Genomic DNA, 16,629 nt, shown 5'->3' on the forward strand with positions numbered 1-16,629 from the left:
TCTAACAAATTCCGATTTCTAAATTTCCATTCCCTTCAAAATTTTCTGAAATCTTAACTAATATTATATATACAATATTTACTATATATCAATATTTTTTTGCTTTAAACTAATGAAGAATGATTGATTTTAGAATTTCAATAAAGCTGAAGAAATTAAAAAATCATTCCTCAATGTCTGATTTTAATGTAAACTATGCGTAAGAGTTTTCTATAAGTGGGAGTGATCAAATGTTGAAAAAATGGCTTGGAATGGCACTAATAACGCCAATATTAACGTTTATTATATGGCTTTTTAATAGCCATACTATCATTACATATTTAAATATATTGTTTTATGTTTCATTAATTATTTTTATTAGCATATTTTTGATTTTACTTGTACAAGAAGGCATTTTTGATGCGACAAGTTATGGTTTTAGAAGATTAAAGTATCAAATGTCATCTTCGAAAAAGAAGAAGTCTATCTCTGATGATCCATTTTTCAACCCACAAGAGGTAAAAAAAGAGCATTACTTTGTTTCTACATGGATAATCCCCTTATTATTAATAAATATTTTATATTTTATTATGACGATTGTGCTGTCGCTCATCTTAGTATAAAGAAACTGAAAAAATCTTCAGTAACTAAAACAACGTTACTGAAGATTTTTATAGTTATGCTTCAAATTTCTTGAATACTAATACTGCGTTATGTCCACCGAATCCTAAGCTATTACTCATTGCATAAGTAATATCAAGGTCTTGCGCTTCATTTGGAACAATATCCAAATCACATTCTGGATCTGGTGTTACCGCATGAATTGTCGGTGCGACTTTAGAGTCTTTAATTGAAAGCGCTGAGAAGATTGCTTCAATTCCACCTGTTGCACCAAGTAAGTGACCAGTCATTGATTTTGTTGAGCTAACTTTTAAGTGTTTAGCTGCTTCACCAAATGTATTTTTAATAGCTTTAACTTCATTTAAGTCACCAACAGGAGTACTTGTACCATGGGCATTTAAGTATTGTACATCTTTAGGTTCAATACCAGCATCATCCATAGCTGCTTGCATTGCTCTAGAACCGCCTTCACCTTCTGGAGCTGGCGCTGTAATATGATAAGCATCACCTGTAGTACCATAGCCAACTATCTCAGCATAAATATTGGCACCTCGAGCTTGTGCTGATTCTAAAGATTCGATTACTAAAATACCAGCACCTTCACCCATAACAAAACCGTCTCTACCTTCTTGGAATGGACGACATGCTGTTTCAATGTCATCATTTGTAGAAAGCGCTCGACTTGCACTGAAACCTGCAATTGCCATATGAGTAATTGGTGCTTCTGTACCACCAGTAATCATTGCATCTGCATCACCGCGTTGCACAATTTTAAATGCTTCTCCGATTGAATTTGTACCTGTTGCACATGCTGTAACTGTTGCACCATTTGGTCCTTTTGCACCTAAGTCAATTGATACTTGCCCAGTTGCCATATCAGGAATTAACATTGGTACGAAAAATGGACTCACACGTCTTGGGCCTTTATCCATTAATTGTTTATGTGCAATTTCAAATGTTTCCATACCACCGATACCAGAACCAATCCATACACCGATTCGATCTGCAGTATTTTCATTGATATCTAATTGCGCATCTTTAACAGCCTCTCTAGCTGCTACAATTGCATATTGAGTAAATCTATCCATACGACGCGCTTCTTTTTTGTCGATATGATCTTCAATATTAAAGTTTTTAAGTTCTCCTGCTAAGTGAACGCTATAAGGTTCAGTATCGATACGTGTAATTTTATCGATACCATTTACGCCTTTTAGAGCATTCTCCCATGTTGTTTTGACATCATTACCGATTGGAGAAAGGGCTCCCATACCTGTAATAACTACTCTTTTATTTTGACTCATTCGTTATCCTCCTATTTTCCCCATTTTATTGTCATTGCGCCCCAAGTTAGGCCGCCACCGAATCCGACAAGAACAATTGTATCATCATCTTTGAGTTTACCATTTTTTAATTCTTGATCGATACTTAAAGGTATTGACGCAGCTGAAGTATTTCCATATTTATTTACAGAAACACTCATTTTGTCTTTTGAAATACCTAAGCGTTCTCTAGCTGATTCCATAATTCTAATATTAGCTTGATGAGGAATAAATAAATCTATATCATCTGATGTTAAATTCGCTTTTTCAACTACACGTGTTGATGCATCACCCATAATTCTAACAGCAAATTTAAATACTTCTCGACCATTCATTTTCAGTTTACCAGTATCTTTATCTAAATATAAATGTTTACCACCAGTGCCATCAGAACCCATTTCATAACTTATAATACCTCTGCCTTCTGAAACTTCACCGATGATAACCGCACCTGCACCATCTCCAAATAGAACTGCAGTAGAACGGTCAGTTAAATCTGTTATTTTAGATAATTTATCTGCACCGACAACTAAAATATTATGATAATCTCCAGATTGAACATATTGTTTAGCTGTAATCATTGAATACATAAATCCAGAACATGCTGCAAGTTGATCCATAGAGGCAACTTTGCCCGTCCCTAAACGTTCTTGCAACATATTTGCGACAGTTGGAAATGGCATATCTCCAGTTGCTGTGGCAACAATTATCATATCTATATCTTCGGGCTGAATACCAGCGTCAGCGATTGCTTTTACACTTGCTTCATATGCTAAATCTGAAGTATCTTGATCGTCATCTGCCCAATGTCTTTCTTTAATTCCAGTCATCTTAGAAATCCATTCATCAGATGTATCTAAAAATTGCTCAAAATAGGCATTGTCAATAATCTTTTCTGGTGCATATGCACCAAAACCTTTAATACCCACGTTCATAGTTGAACACCTTCTTAATAAAATTTTTAATACCAGGTATTAATTTAACATAGATTACTTTTTAAACTCAAGTCAGAGGTAGGAATATTGACTAGTTAATAAAATTTTAATGCTTTATTATCGTCAAATTTCAGTATGAAATTGGTTTTAATGCGCTTAAATTAGAATAGCCATTCAGATAAAATCATTTATTTAAACTGTATAATATGGTCAAAATATATGAGATGTTACTATACAAATTTCTAACTTTCACTTAAAATAAAATATATATAATTAAAGTGGAGGTAGAATGACATGAAACACCTCGTAACATTCTTTTGGGCATTATTATTAATGCAAATGGTTAACTTTGTACTTAATAGCCTAGTAGGTGGAGACAGCTTAAATGTAGTGAATCCAATTATCATGGCAGTATTGTTCACGATTTTCACAGCAATTTTTGCTGCAGTAATTAAACCGCCGAAAGATTCATCACAATAACTATTTAGTATAAAATGAAATATGTCTTTCTTATTATTGAAGCTGCCCAGATAAAGGCGGCTTTTATTTTTGGCCATTAATGTTTTGTATTTTGAATATTTTAAAGCTCAATGACCTCTAACCCATCACTTTTAAATTTAGAAAAAGCCTTAATACAAAGATGTCATTTACGAGTAATCTTTGTATCAAGGCAATTATTTTATAATCATCACTGTAAAATTAAATGCTTCATGATGAATTTGATAATTTTAAGTGTTTATTTAGTTTTTACATTAATATCAATTTGTTTAATTGAATTTGAATCAAACAAGTTTGCTGTATAACTATCTTTCTTTAAATCCACTTCTTTTTTACTGCCATCTTTCCAAGTAATCGTGTAAACGGCAGATTTTGCATTTCGAATCTTCTCAGGTGTTACACCGCGTTCATCATATAATAAAGCTTTAACTTTATTTCCTAAATCTAAATATGATAATTGGCTATCTTTTGGTAAATTTAAGTAAGATTGATTGAAAGCCATAATGCCATCTACTGCAATTGTATATGGAACATTTTGCATTTCTTTAGCTTTTTGAGTTGCCGGTAGTTTGTCCTTTTCTGCTGCAGATACCTCATTACCTGCCACAGTAGCGCCAGTCGTTGCGATCATGCCCAGTGCCAAAGTTACAGTTATAAATGATTTTAATTTCATATAATCTCTCTCCTTTGTGAGTTAAAGTATCTTACAAAATCAATATAACACAAATTGAAAAGTTTCAAAAATTATAAGTATGTAAATTGTTTACTTGTTTTTAAAAATAAATTTTAATTAATGTAAAAGCTATAATTGTTAATACTTTCTATTTTTTCAAATAAATTCACATTACAATAACTAAGTTTACATTTCTTAAATTTAATTACTTCTTTGCATTATAGCGAACGCCGTACCTAATATATAAATTAAAACCTTTGTTTCTTTGTACTTTTAATTGAACATTTTTATATTGATGAGATATTTAGTATTAAATTTTTCTTCCTATAAGGTTAATACTTGTTTGATCAATTTTATGTTGATTTACTTCTTTTAAAAATTCATTCAAGTAGAACCCATTCTTCAAATTTAAAGAATGATCTAACGCATAAACTGTTAATTCATATTGATGATCTTGATCAGGTGGTGTAGGTCCTACATAGTGATTTTCTATTTCTGAAAAATCTTCAGCCAATAACCCACTAGTAAAGCTATTTTTACCTTGTACATAGTCACCCTTTGTTCTTGATAAATCTGCTTTTATAGAAATTGAATTGCCACTAACACTTACATTAGCAACACTCCAATGAATCCATGCAAAGCCACACACAGGAATTGCATCATAGTCAATTAAAGACCAAGCAAGATATTTAGTCCCTTCCGGTAATTCAATTACTTCAAATGGAAATGACTTAATTGGATTCCCGTTAATAGAATCACTCACATCTGCACCTGCTGCGTATTCATATGGTATATTGTTCCCTTTAAATTCAGTTTTTATTTTCATGTTGCTCTCTCCTTGTAAAATAAAATATTATTATTAAATATATAAAAATTAATAACGAAATAAATAATATTAAGTATTGAATAGTTCCTATTGTATATAAGTAACCACCCATAAGTAAAAATGCGATATTAAAAATAAAATATAACGTTTCTGCATAATTAAGCATCACTCTTAAGTTACTACTGCTAGAAAGTTTATTTATAGTTTGTGGACGAGTTAACCCTGAAGAAATACCTAAAAATATCATAGAAATAGTAACTGCTATGAAACTTTGATATGTATATATTATTAAAAATATTACTAAACAAATTTCTGACACAAACTTATAATTCAAGTATTTAGTTAAATAACGTGAAGATACAAAACCCATAACTGTGTAACAAGTTAATACTGAAATAAATTGTAAATTATTCAGTTTTAAATCATTATATATATTAATTGGAATAAATCCTATAAAAAATCCTAATATTAACGCTCTTAAAAAAGAATAATGCAATATCCAAAACTTCTCTTCTGGTAGAAATTTCTTTATCTTTCCCTTTGTTTCTCCTATTAAATTTAATTCCCTATTTTCAACTAATGTGCATCGAATAATTATAATTGTTAGAATTGAAAATATACCAGTCATTATTATAGGCCATTTAATATTTATTCCATAAAGATAACTACCTATAATCCCTGAAATTAATAATGATAGGAACATATAGCTATTTGACTTATTTTGTACGTATTTCTCATTTGTTATATTTCTTTTAATTATTGCGGTATCAACACCCGCCATCATTGAGTAACTTAACCCTAATAATATTTGTGCCACTACTAAAATTAAATATTGATTTTGATATAATAACAACAATAAACCGATGATTTTGAATATTTCACTAACAACTAATTTATTAGAATCTTTTAAGTTACAAATTTTAAAACACTTCTCTTTGTATAGAGAGAATAAAAATGCTGCAATGCCATAAGACGCCATTAATATTTCTAATTGTATTATGGAATAACCTTGAATCAAAAAGTAAATTAATAAAAACGGTAAATAAAAGTATGCTCGTGAAAAAATTCGGTATAAATAAATCCCAAGTATTAACTTATTCATAAATAATACCTGTACCTAGTCTTTCTTTTATTTCTTCAAACTTTATATCTCCTTCTCTTAATAATTCAATTTTATTATCTGTCACTTTAATAATCGTACTAGATGTTTTATAGTTAGTTTTATTTTGACTTCTTAGCATATATCTTACATTTTCGCCCATGTGCTTAATTGCTTCATTTTCAGTTATTAAAATATCATCGGCAGTTCCAGATATATTTGCTGAAGTAATTGCTATAGGTGAATTAATATATGAAATAAATCTTCTCATCGTTTTATTTTGTACACATCCTATAGCTATACTATCTGAATTATTGAGCATATAATTATAGCTTGTTTTATTTTTTAAAATAATATTTAATGGTCCAGGCCAAAATATTTCAACTAGTTTATCAACTATTTCCGTATTTTGATTATCTCCATACAATTTCCAATCCTCTGGCTTATCAATAAATAATGATAATGGCTTATCTTTCGATCGCTTTTTATATTCAAATATTTTATCGATACAAAGATCGTTGTTAGGTAAACTACATAAATTATAATTAGTATCAGTAGGAACAATCACTGGAAAACCATCTTGTAATTGTAAATAAAGTTTTTCAAAACTTTTTACAGAATCATTTAAAATTTCCATCTTTACTCCTCCTTTTTATTATCTGAAGTAAATCCACTGTATCTTCAGGTGCTACTTCAGGTGAAAACTTGTTCACAAGTTTATAGAAAGAAATATTTTCATCAATTTCTTCAGTGTTAACTATTGATTTAAATTTATTGTGCAAGATTTTCTTACTAGAAATATTACTTATTGGAAACTGAACAACTTGTGAATTTTTCAATCCTAAATCACTAGGAACTAAATATTGATACATATTTATATTTTTTTTAGTACCATCTTGATGAATTCCTGATTCATGTTTAAATATATTTTCACCAATTATAGGTTTGTTTTCTGATATTTGAAAATCGAGAATTTTAGAAATATTAATACTAGTTTTATATACGTCGGGTAAAGTGAATTCCGTACTTTTTATTTGTTTTTTTGTCAAAATAGTAATTATTTCCTCAATAGGAGCATTAGCCGCTCTCTCACCAATTCCCAAAAATGTAGTTTCTATTTGTTTCGCACCATTTAAAATTGCAGCTAATGTATTTGCAGTAGCCAACCCTAGATCGTTATGACAATGAGCAGAAAAAATTATGTTAGAATATTTTTTTACAAAGTAATTAAAAATATCTCCGTATTCTAATGGTGTCGAACATCCTACAGTGTCCGCAAAGGTAACTGTTCTAACTTGATATTTTGAAATAATTTCCATGTATTCCTTCAATTTTTCTCTAGAAGTCCTTGTTGCATCTTCAAAACAAATATCTACTCCTTTTTTTATCTTTCTTTAATATATCCAAGCAGTCTTTGATTTTCTGAATATAATATTTATTTGAAAAATTAAGCTTTTCTTTTATATGCAAGTCAGATATTGGCAATAGTATTTTTACCACTAAATTATGAATTTTTAATTTGACTATTTTTTTTATTTCTTTTTCATTAAGCCTAGTCAATACTACTAATTCTTTTTCAGGACTTAAAATGTCTCTGAATTGATGAATATTAAATTCATCCTCGATAGTTGTACACATGCCTACTTCAACAGAATTTATATTTAACTTGTTAATTTGTTTCAATACTTCTTTTTTTATAATTAGACTTTTTCGAACATTACTTTGTTGCATACCATCCCTTATTGTATTATCTTGAATTCGAATCATATTACTTCACCCCCTCGATAACCTCTGATATAATATTAATATTATTTTTATGCAATAAAAATTAAATATTATCTAATGAATTATTAACTTTTTTGAAAGAGGTAAGTTCATGAATTTAGATTGGTACTATACATTTGTCATTTTAGCGAAGACGTTAAACTATCGATTAGCTAGTGAAGAAATTAATCTCACTATACCTTCTATACATAAGCAAATTAAAAATTTAGAACAGCATCTCAATGTGAAACTATTTGAAACTTATAAAAATCAAATTATCTTGACTGAAGATGGTCATACATTTCTTCCAATTGCGCAAAGTTTTATTGAACAATATGAAAGTGGCATCAAACATATCCAACTTAAAAAAACGATGTTTCAATCGAAATTAAATGTTGTCGTGTCTTCATATATCGCGACATTCATTATGCCCAAATTTTTAAAATCTTTCTTTAACGAGCATCCTTTTATCGATGTTTCTCTTCATGTCAAAAATGAAAATATTGAAAAAGATATTAATAATCATACGTATGACATCGGGATTAGCAGAAATCAACCTAAACTAAGAGAAGTTCATTCTGAAAAAGTATGCGAAGGTAAAATTGTATTGATTGCTCCCAATAAAGAGAATAATCATCTTCTAACTGAGGCATCTTTATTTGAAAAATACAAAATAATAAGTGATAACCATCCAGAATATTGGTCATCACTTAAAAATAATATTTTAAATATTTATGAAAAAGCACAATTTCTATCTATCAATGATGTGCATACTTCAATTAAATTAATCGAAATGAATCAAGGTATATCATTCCTGCCTCTTTATATAACAACAAATAGTGATTACAATATTTCGGTTATTAACACGAAAATTTTACAAGCACCTATTTCATTTACATATATATACAGCAAAAAAGAAAGCCCAGAAATATTGGTGTTTATTAAATCATTTAAAAAGTATATTGCCAATGAACAATTATAATAAATTTCAAATCTAAAAAACCAAGAATGCGATTAATCATCACATTCTTGGTTCAATTTTATTCATGAATTTTTTCAACATTAAACGTTAAGTTATTGTCTGAATTTAAATTAACTTTAATCGTTGTACCTTCTGGGAATCCCTCTTTAATCATCATACGTGCTAATGGTGTTTCAATTTGGCGTTGTACAAAACGTTTTAATGGTCTTGCACCGTATTGAGGTTCATAAGCTTCTTGACCTAGCCAAGCTTTAGCATCATCAGAAACTTCAATTGAGATTCGTTGTTCTAATAATCTTATATTTAATTGCGTTAAGATTTTATCTACAATCATACTCATGTCATCAATAGATAATGGTTTAAATAATACGATATCATCCATACGATTCAAAATTTCTGGTTTGAAATATGCATTTAAACTTGTCATAACAGCTTTTTCTGTTGATTCTGTAATTTCACCAGTCTCTTTTACGTTTTCTAATAAAACTTGAGATCCAATATTACTTGTCATAATAATAATAGTATTTTTAAAATCAACGCTGCGTCCTTTAGAATCAGTTAAACGGCCTTCATCTAAAATTTGCAATAATACATTAAAGACGTCAGTATGCGCTTTTTCAACCTCATCTAATAAAATAACTGAGTATGGATTACGACGAACCGCTTCAGTTAATTGACCCCCTTCATCATGTCCAATATATCCTGGAGGTGCCCCTATCAATCTTGATACTGCATGTTTTTCCATATATTCACTCATATCAATACGAATCATATGTTTTTCAGAATCAAATAATGATGCAGCTAATGATTTAGCTAATTCAGTTTTACCTACTCCAGTTGGACCTAGGAATAAGAAACTACCAATAGGTCTGTTTGGATCTTTAATACCTGCTCTTGCTCTAACTACTGCATCTGAAACCAGGTCAACCGCTTTATCTTGACCTACAACACGTTTATGCAAGATGTCACTTAAGTGAAGTAATTTTTCACGTTCTGTTTCAACTAATTTTGAAACTGGTATGCCTGTCCATTGGCTGACAATATCGCCAATTTCTTCGTCTGTTACAACTTCACGAATCATTCGATCTGTATCTTCACCTTGCTCATCTTGGAAATTATCCTCTAATTCTCTAAGTTCTTTTTCCAATTGAGGAATTGTTCCATATTGTAGTTCAGCAGCTTTTTCTAAATTGTTATTTGTTTGTGCATCTTCCAACGCTTGTCTACTTTCATCTAGTTGCGCACGTTTTTCTTGTAAATTTGCTATTTTTTCTTTTTCTGATTCTACACGAGATTGAAGTGCTGCTTGTTTCTCTTTTTCATTGGCAAGCTCTTCTTGTAGTTCTTGTAATCTCTGTTTGCTCGCATTGTCAGATTCATTTTTAAGTGCGCTTTCTTCAATTTCTAATTGCATGACACGTCTATTAACTTGATCCAATTCAGTTGGATTTGATCCCATTTCCGTACGAATTGTTGCACATGCTTGGTCAACTAAATCAATCGCTTTATCTGGTAAAAAACGATCAGTGATGTAACGATCAGACAATTCAGCGGCAGCAACTAAGGCTCTATCTTGAATACGCACACCATGATACACTTCATATCGTTCTTTTAAACCACGTAAAATTGAAATTGTATCTTCAACATCAGGCTCACTAACTGCTACTTTTTGGAAACGACGCTCTAATGCCGAATCTTTTTCAATATATTCTCGATATTCATTTAAAGTTGTTGCACCAATACAATGTAACTCTCCTCGTGCTAACATTGGTTTTAGCATGTTGCCTGCATCCATGGCACCATCTGTTTTACCAGCACCTACAAGCATATGGATTTCATCAATAAATAATATAATTCTACCATCAGACTCTTTAACTTCTTTTAGGACTGCTTTTAATCTCTCTTCAAATTCACCACGATATTTAGCGCCCGCTACTAATGCGCTTAAATCTAACTCAAAAACAGTTTTATCTAATAATGATTCTGGCACATCTTTCTTAACTATACGTTGCGCTAATCCTTCAACAATTGCAGTTTTACCAACACCTGGTTCACCAATGAGCACAGGGTTGTTTTTAGTTTTACGACTTAAAATACGAATCGTATTTCGAATTTCTTCATCTCTTCCTATAACAGGATCCATTTTACCTTGTCTAACTTCTTCTACTAAGTCGCGGCCATATTTAGCTAATGCTTCGTAATTAACTTCTGGATTTTGTGATGTCACGTGATTTCCCCCTCTTACTTTTTTAATAATTTCTTTGATAACTTCTACTTTATTATTTATATAATGTTTTGTTGTTTGATCAATGTCCATTGCCGAACGTAAAATATGCTCCATTGAAATATATTCATCTTCATATTCTTTCATGTATGATTCAGCCTTAGTTATCAATTGGTTTGCTTGTTGGCTAATATATTGACCATATTGTATATTGTCACCTTCTACAGATGCATACGTGTTTAGTTTGTCTTCATAAGCTTTGTTTAATTGATCTACCTCAATATTTGCTCGTTCTAAAATACTTTTATATAAGCTTTCACTTTCATTTAAGGCAGCGCTTAAAATTGCCTCAATTTCTATATTTTGTAATTTATGTTGCTGACTCAGTTCAACTGCTTGTTGTAAAGCACTTTGAACAGCATATGTCATTTTATTTATATCCATATAATTTCACCTCTAATTTGTAGAGTTGGTCAAGTTGCACTTTTGACTTTGACTTTCTTTGACCTTAATTATATTATAGTCCCAATATAATCATTTATCAACTCTTTTACACTTAAATTTCCTAATATTTGTAAATATTTTTTTGAATAAAAAAATCTAGCTAATGTTACGTTACACATTAACTAGACTTATTAAACATATGTTATTTCTTTTTAAGTGCTTTTAATATTTCATCTTTTAAAGCTAGGACTCCTTTGTACTCTAAATGTACACCGTCTGGTGCAAAATATTCACTATGTCCTTGTGATCGCTTATTCCAATCAATTAATGTGACATTGGACTTTCGTTTCGCCGCGTCAGCTAATAATCGATTTACATTTGCCTCATAAATTCTTGGAACACGTGTATTAACTAAATAAATCTTGGCTTTTCCAAATTGATTAAGTAAATCGTCGAGCTGTTTGACAGTAAAGTCGCCATTTGTACCTAATTCTAATACGACTTGATCAGATGATTTTTTATATTGTGAATAATTCGCTTTAACTAAAGGTAAGGTTTGATACAATTGACGCCCTACTTTTCCATCAATTCTAGACTTAGGAACTGATGACTTAAATGACTCACCGATATCAACCATTACTGAATCACCGATTAAAAGAGGTTTAATATTATTATATACGTCGGAAGATTCCTTTTTCTTCTCACTTACTAAGCCATCAATGTGAATGTTATCAATTGGTGCTATCCGCATTAAATAATTATCTTCAATAGTGGTATCAAAGCTATTCGCTTTTTCTCCAATAATGTCTTTACCATATTTATTGAATGCACCTACTAAAATCAACATAAATGGAATTAACAAGGTTACTACAATTGCCATTCTTATAAATTGTGGTATATAAGAAGGTCGCCAATTTAAAGCTTTAATACCTTCTTTTCTAAATGGAGTTTCTATAAAGCGATATGATAGCTCTGCAAATATAATTGTTAAACTTATATCTATAAAGTACACATATACAGGTATCTGTCCATCTACATAGTAACTATGTACGAAACTAATTACTGCAAAATGCCATAAATATAAACTATAAGACCTTTTCCCGATAAATACTAACACTGGATTTGAAAATATCTTCGCTATCCATGTAGATGGATGAACGACACTGGCAATAATAAATAACGTTAATATGGATATTAAATAGAAACCACCATCATATATCCAATTCGTCTCATCATTAATAATGAAAAATAATAATATAAGTACTATAAATGATAAACTACCTATGCTATCAATAACATATTTTACAACTTTAGGTGGATCATTTTTCAATTTAAACGGTGGCCATAAAAAAGCTAAAATAACACCCAGTAACAATGTCTGTAATCTAGTATCTGTACCAAAATACACTCGTGAATGATCCCCATTAATACTGTAGATAAACATCATTAACCCTAAAGAAATTATTGATACTCCCCAAAAAATAAATCCTATTTTGTATCGCTTTTTAATTGTTAACAATAATGTAACCAAAATAACTGGGAAAAATATGTAAAACTGTTCTTCAATTGCTAAAGACCATAAATGCTTTAATGGCATAAATGAAAATTGCTCAAAATAATTAACATCTTTTGCTATATACCACCAGTTTGATACATAAAATATCGCAGCAATAATATCATGTTTAACCCTAATGATATTATCTGATTTTAATAATAAGGTTGCTGTCCCTACAACCATTAATAAAACTATGACTGCTGGTAATAAACGTTTTAAACGACGTATCCAAAAGCTTTTCAATTTAATGATACCTGTGTCATCATACTCTTTGAGTAATAAGCTTGTAATTAAATAACCAGAGATCACAAAAAATGTATCCACACCTAAAAAGCCACCTGTCAACCATTGCTTGTTTAAGTGGTAAATAATAATTCCTAGAACAGCGATTGCCCTCAAACCATCGAGCCCTGGCATATATCTCATTTTCTTATACTTTGTAAAACCCTTTGTTTTGTTCATTTTTGCATTCTTCCCTTTTAAAACTGTTCTTCTTAGATGCTTAATTAAATTTAGTTATGCTGTTTAAAAGAATATTGAAATGCATATGTATATTATTGAATTACGACATCATCAAAATCATATTGACTAAAATACTGTTAAATTAAAAAAATTACCAATGATGATTCTTACTTCGAAATCCAATTTGTAATGCAACTCGGCAACTTAAAAACTATGAAGTATTATGTATTGTAATATAACTGTAATATAAATTCAATTTATTATAAAAATTTTCAAGAAAATATTCAACTAGAAAATGAATTGTGCACTCTTGGAAGTGCAAGTCACTGTCTTAATTCATATTTTTTGAAACAAGTTAGATATAAATTTTCAAAATGAAATCAGAACCTAGAACATAAATAAGGCTCCCTTCAAAATTTTCATTTTTCAATGTCTACTTTGAAGGGAGCTTATTCACAATGAATTATACTCTACAATGTTATATTGACTGCGGGGACCCAACACAGAGAATTTCTAAAAGAAATTCTACAGGCAATGCACGTTTATGTTAGCTCACACCAAGTGCAATCTTAGCGTAACGTGACATCATATCTTTTGTCCAAGGTGGACTCCATACGATATTCACTTCAGTATCCTGAATTTCAGGAATCTCTGCTAATACTGTTTTAACTTGATCAATAATTTGAGGTCCCATTGGACATCCCATTGATGTTAAAGTCATATCAACTGTACATACGCCTTCATCATCAACATTCACTTTGTATACTAAACCTAAATTAACGATATCAATTCCTAATTCAGGGTCAATTACCATTTCTAATGCACCTAAGATACTATCTTTCAATGCCTCTTCCATCCATATCACCTCTTTAATGTCATATTATTCATAATATATCAAATATCCGACAAAACGCCAATAAAATGCTATGATGTATCTATATGAACTAAGCAACTTATGAGGAGAGAGATATGCAACCACATTTAATATGTCTAGACTTAGACGGAACATTATTAAACGATAACAAAGAAATTTCATCATATACTAAACAAGTATTAAATGAATTACAACAACGTGGACACCAAATTATGATTGCGACTGGCAGACCTTATCGTGCAAGTCAAATGTATTATCATGAATTAAATTTAACGACACCAATTGTTAATTTTAATGGCGCTTACGTACATCACCCTAAAGATAAAAACTTCAAAACTTGCCATGAAATTTTAGATTTAGGCATCGCACAAAACATTATTCAAGGATTACAACAATATCAAGTATCGAATATTATAGCAGAAGTGAAAGATTATGTTTTCATTAACAATCATGATCCAAGATTATTTGAAGGTTTTTCAATGGGTAATCCAAGAATTCAAACTGGTAATTTACTTGTCCACTTGAAAGAATCCCCTACCTCAATTTTAATTGAAGCCGAAGAAAGTAAAATACCTGAAATCAAAAATATGCTTACTCATTTTTATGCCGATCATATTGAGCATCGACGCTGGGGCGCACCATTCCCTGTCATTGAAATTGTAAAACTTGGTATTAATAAAGCAAGAGGCATTGAGCAAGTTAGACAATTTTTAAATATTGACCGAAATAATATTATTGCATTCGGTGATGAAGATAATGATATTGAAATGATTGAGTACGCCCGCCATGGTGTTGCTATGGAAAATGGTTTGCAAGAACTTAAAGATGTAGCGAACAATATTACATTCAACAATAATGAAGATGGCATTGGTCGATATTTGAATGATTTCTTTAATTTAAATATTAGATATTACTGTTAATTTATAACTAATCATTTTATAATATTTTAAAACAATAGGAGGTAAGTTACGATGCCCAAAATAGTCGTAGTCGGAGCAGTCGCTGGCGGTGCAACATGTGCCAGCCAAATTCGACGTTTAGATAAAGAAAGTGACATTATTATTTTTGAAAAAGATCGTGATATGAGCTTTGCTAATTGTGCATTGCCTTATGTCATTGGCGAAGTTGTTGAAGATAGAAAATATGCTTTAGCGTATACACCTGAAAAATTTTATGATAGAAAGCAAATTACAGTAAAAACTTATCATGAAGTTATTGCAATCAATGATGAAAGACAAACTGTAACTGTATTAAATAGAAAGACCAACGAACAATTTGAAGAATCTTACGATAAACTCATTTTAAGCCCTGGTGCAAGTGCAAATAGCCTTGGCTTTGAAAGTGATATTACATTTACACTTAGAAATTTAGAAGACACTGATGCTATCGATCAATTCATCAAAGCAAATCAAGTTGATAAAGTATTAGTTGTAGGTGCAGGGTATGTTTCATTAGAAGTTCTTGAAAATCTTTACGAACGTGGTTTACACCCTACTTTAATTCATCGATCTGATAAGATAAATAAATTAATGGATGCTGACATGAATCAACCTATACTTGATGAATTAGATAAGCGGGAGATTCCATACCGTTTAAATGAGGAAATTGATGCTATCAATGGAAATGAAATTACATTTAAATCAGGAAAAGTTGAACATTACGATATGATTATTGAAGGTGTCGGTACTCACCCCAATTCAAAATTTATCGAAAGTTCAAATATCAAACTTGATCGAAAAGGTTTCATACCGGTAAACGATAAATTTGAAACAAATGTTCCAAACATTTATGCAATAGGCGATATTGCAACATCACATTATCGACATGTCGATCTACCGGCTAGTGTTCCTTTAGCTTGGGGCGCTCACCGTGCAGCAAGTATTGTTGCCGAACAAATTGCTGGAAATGACACTATTGAATTCAAAGGCTTCTTAGGCAACAATATTGTGAAGTTCTTTGATTATACATTTGCGAGTGTCGGCGTTAAACCAAATGAACTAAAGCAATTTGACTATAAAATGGTAGAAGTCACTCAAGGTGCACACGCGAATTATTACCCAGGAAATTCCCCTTTACACTTAAGGGTATATTATGACACTTCAAACCGTCAGATTTTAAGAGCAGCTGCAGTAGGAAAAGAAGGTGCAGATAAACGTATTGATGTACTATCGATGGCAATGATGAACCATCTAACTGTAGATGAGTTAACTGAGTTTGAAGTGGCTTATGCACCACCATATAGCCACCCTAAAGATTTAATCAATATGATTGGTTACAAAGCTAAATAAATGAATCATGCGATTCAATCTAATCTTAATTGTCTAGGTTAGAATTATGTTAAGGCTGGGACATAAATCCCTAATAAACAGCAGTA

14 protein-coding genes and 1 pseudogene are annotated in these 16,629 nt (G+C 30.7%); 5 read left to right on the top strand and 10 right to left on the bottom strand.

Translation table 11 applies throughout. The features are described 5' to 3' along the window. Window positions 1–230 precede the first annotated feature (230 nt). Window positions 231–602 (top strand): DUF3899 domain-containing protein, encoded by a 372-nt coding sequence (locus tag HMPREF3247_RS08650; protein WP_000915155.1) that lies wholly within the window; start codon window positions 231–233, stop codon window positions 600–602. Between the two features lie 54 nt (window positions 603–656). Here HMPREF3247_RS08650 and fabF read toward each other — a convergent pair whose 3' ends face one another. Then, on the bottom strand, window positions 657–1,901 hold the full coding sequence (fabF, locus tag HMPREF3247_RS08655; protein WP_000081240.1) for a beta-ketoacyl-ACP synthase II: 1,245 nt from the start codon (window positions 1,899–1,901) through the stop codon (window positions 657–659). A gap of 11 nt (window positions 1,902–1,912) precedes the next feature. Next, window positions 1,913–2,854: a beta-ketoacyl-ACP synthase III gene (locus tag HMPREF3247_RS08660; RefSeq protein ID WP_001100526.1), complete on the bottom strand. Its 942-nt coding sequence runs from the start codon at window positions 2,852–2,854 to the stop codon at window positions 1,913–1,915. A 294-nt stretch (window positions 2,855–3,148) separates the two neighbouring features. Here HMPREF3247_RS08660 and HMPREF3247_RS08665 point away from each other — a divergent pair, with 294 nt between their 5' ends. Continuing rightward, window positions 3,149–3,334, top strand: coding sequence for a YjzD family protein (locus HMPREF3247_RS08665; protein ID WP_000682089.1), 186 nt, complete (start codon window positions 3,149–3,151; stop codon window positions 3,332–3,334). Window positions 3,335–3,590: 256 nt separating this feature from the next. On the opposite strand, the gene HMPREF3247_RS08670 is transcribed toward HMPREF3247_RS08665, so the two are convergent. From HMPREF3247_RS08670 to HMPREF3247_RS08690, 5 genes and pseudogenes are all read right to left on the bottom strand, one after another. After that, the gene (locus tag HMPREF3247_RS08670; RefSeq protein ID WP_000769689.1) at window positions 3,591–4,025 is read right to left on the bottom strand and encodes an MAP domain-containing protein; all 435 of its coding nucleotides are present in this window, start codon (window positions 4,023–4,025) and stop codon (window positions 3,591–3,593) included. Window positions 4,026–4,335: 310 nt separating this feature from the next. After that, a complete protein-coding gene (locus HMPREF3247_RS08675) occupies window positions 4,336–4,851 on the bottom strand; it encodes a YbhB/YbcL family Raf kinase inhibitor-like protein (protein ID WP_000695342.1) in 516 nt (171 codons plus the stop codon). Continuing rightward, window positions 4,835–5,953 carry an MFS transporter gene (locus HMPREF3247_RS08680; protein WP_001037436.1) on the bottom strand — a complete coding sequence of 373 codons (1,119 nt, stop codon included), beginning with the start codon at window positions 5,951–5,953 and terminating at the stop codon, window positions 4,835–4,837. The genes HMPREF3247_RS08675 and HMPREF3247_RS08680 overlap by 17 nt, the downstream gene beginning before the upstream one ends. Beyond that, window positions 5,946–6,587: an L-threonylcarbamoyladenylate synthase gene (locus tag HMPREF3247_RS08685; RefSeq protein WP_000404422.1), complete on the bottom strand. Its 642-nt coding sequence runs from the start codon at window positions 6,585–6,587 to the stop codon at window positions 5,946–5,948. Before HMPREF3247_RS08685 ends, HMPREF3247_RS08680 begins: the two co-directional genes overlap by 8 nt. Then, window positions 6,571–7,717, bottom strand: a pseudogene (locus HMPREF3247_RS08690) (LeuA family protein). Before HMPREF3247_RS08690 ends, HMPREF3247_RS08685 begins: the two are co-directional and overlap by 17 nt. Window positions 7,718–7,826: 109 nt before the next feature. Between HMPREF3247_RS08690 and HMPREF3247_RS08695 the strand changes: the two are divergent. Next, on the top strand, window positions 7,827–8,696 hold the full coding sequence (locus tag HMPREF3247_RS08695) for a LysR family transcriptional regulator (RefSeq protein ID WP_001047066.1): 870 nt from the start codon (window positions 7,827–7,829) through the stop codon (window positions 8,694–8,696). A 58-nt stretch (window positions 8,697–8,754) separates the two neighbouring features. Here the strand turns inward: HMPREF3247_RS08695 and clpB are convergent, their stop codons facing one another. From clpB to HMPREF3247_RS08710, 3 genes are all read right to left on the bottom strand, one after another. After that, entirely contained in the window at window positions 8,755–11,364 is a 2,610-nt protein-coding gene (clpB, locus tag HMPREF3247_RS08700; RefSeq protein ID WP_000353955.1) for an ATP-dependent chaperone ClpB, read from the bottom strand. A gap of 202 nt (window positions 11,365–11,566) precedes the next feature. Beyond that, the gene (locus tag HMPREF3247_RS08705; protein ID WP_001044230.1) at window positions 11,567–13,381 is read right to left on the bottom strand and encodes an acyltransferase family protein; all 1,815 of its coding nucleotides are present in this window, start codon (window positions 13,379–13,381) and stop codon (window positions 11,567–11,569) included. A gap of 547 nt (window positions 13,382–13,928) precedes the next feature. After that, window positions 13,929–14,237, bottom strand: coding sequence for a metal-sulfur cluster assembly factor (locus tag HMPREF3247_RS08710; RefSeq protein ID WP_000390575.1), 309 nt, complete (start codon window positions 14,235–14,237; stop codon window positions 13,929–13,931). Between the two features lie 113 nt (window positions 14,238–14,350). On the opposite strand from HMPREF3247_RS08710, the gene HMPREF3247_RS08715 reads away from it, so the two are divergent. Together HMPREF3247_RS08715 and HMPREF3247_RS08720 are read left to right on the top strand one after the other, a co-directional pair. Next, entirely contained in the window at window positions 14,351–15,175 is an 825-nt protein-coding gene (locus HMPREF3247_RS08715) for a Cof-type HAD-IIB family hydrolase (RefSeq protein ID WP_001182436.1), read from the top strand. Between the two features lie 51 nt (window positions 15,176–15,226). After that, window positions 15,227–16,543, top strand: coding sequence for a CoA-disulfide reductase (locus HMPREF3247_RS08720; protein WP_001124510.1), 1,317 nt, complete (start codon window positions 15,227–15,229; stop codon window positions 16,541–16,543). The last annotated feature ends 86 nt before the right edge of the window (window positions 16,544–16,629 follow it).

The sequence above is a fragment of the Staphylococcus sp. HMSC36A10 genome (assembly GCF_001838845.1).
GTDB classification, from domain to species: Bacteria; Bacillota; Bacilli; order Staphylococcales; family Staphylococcaceae; genus Staphylococcus; species Staphylococcus aureus.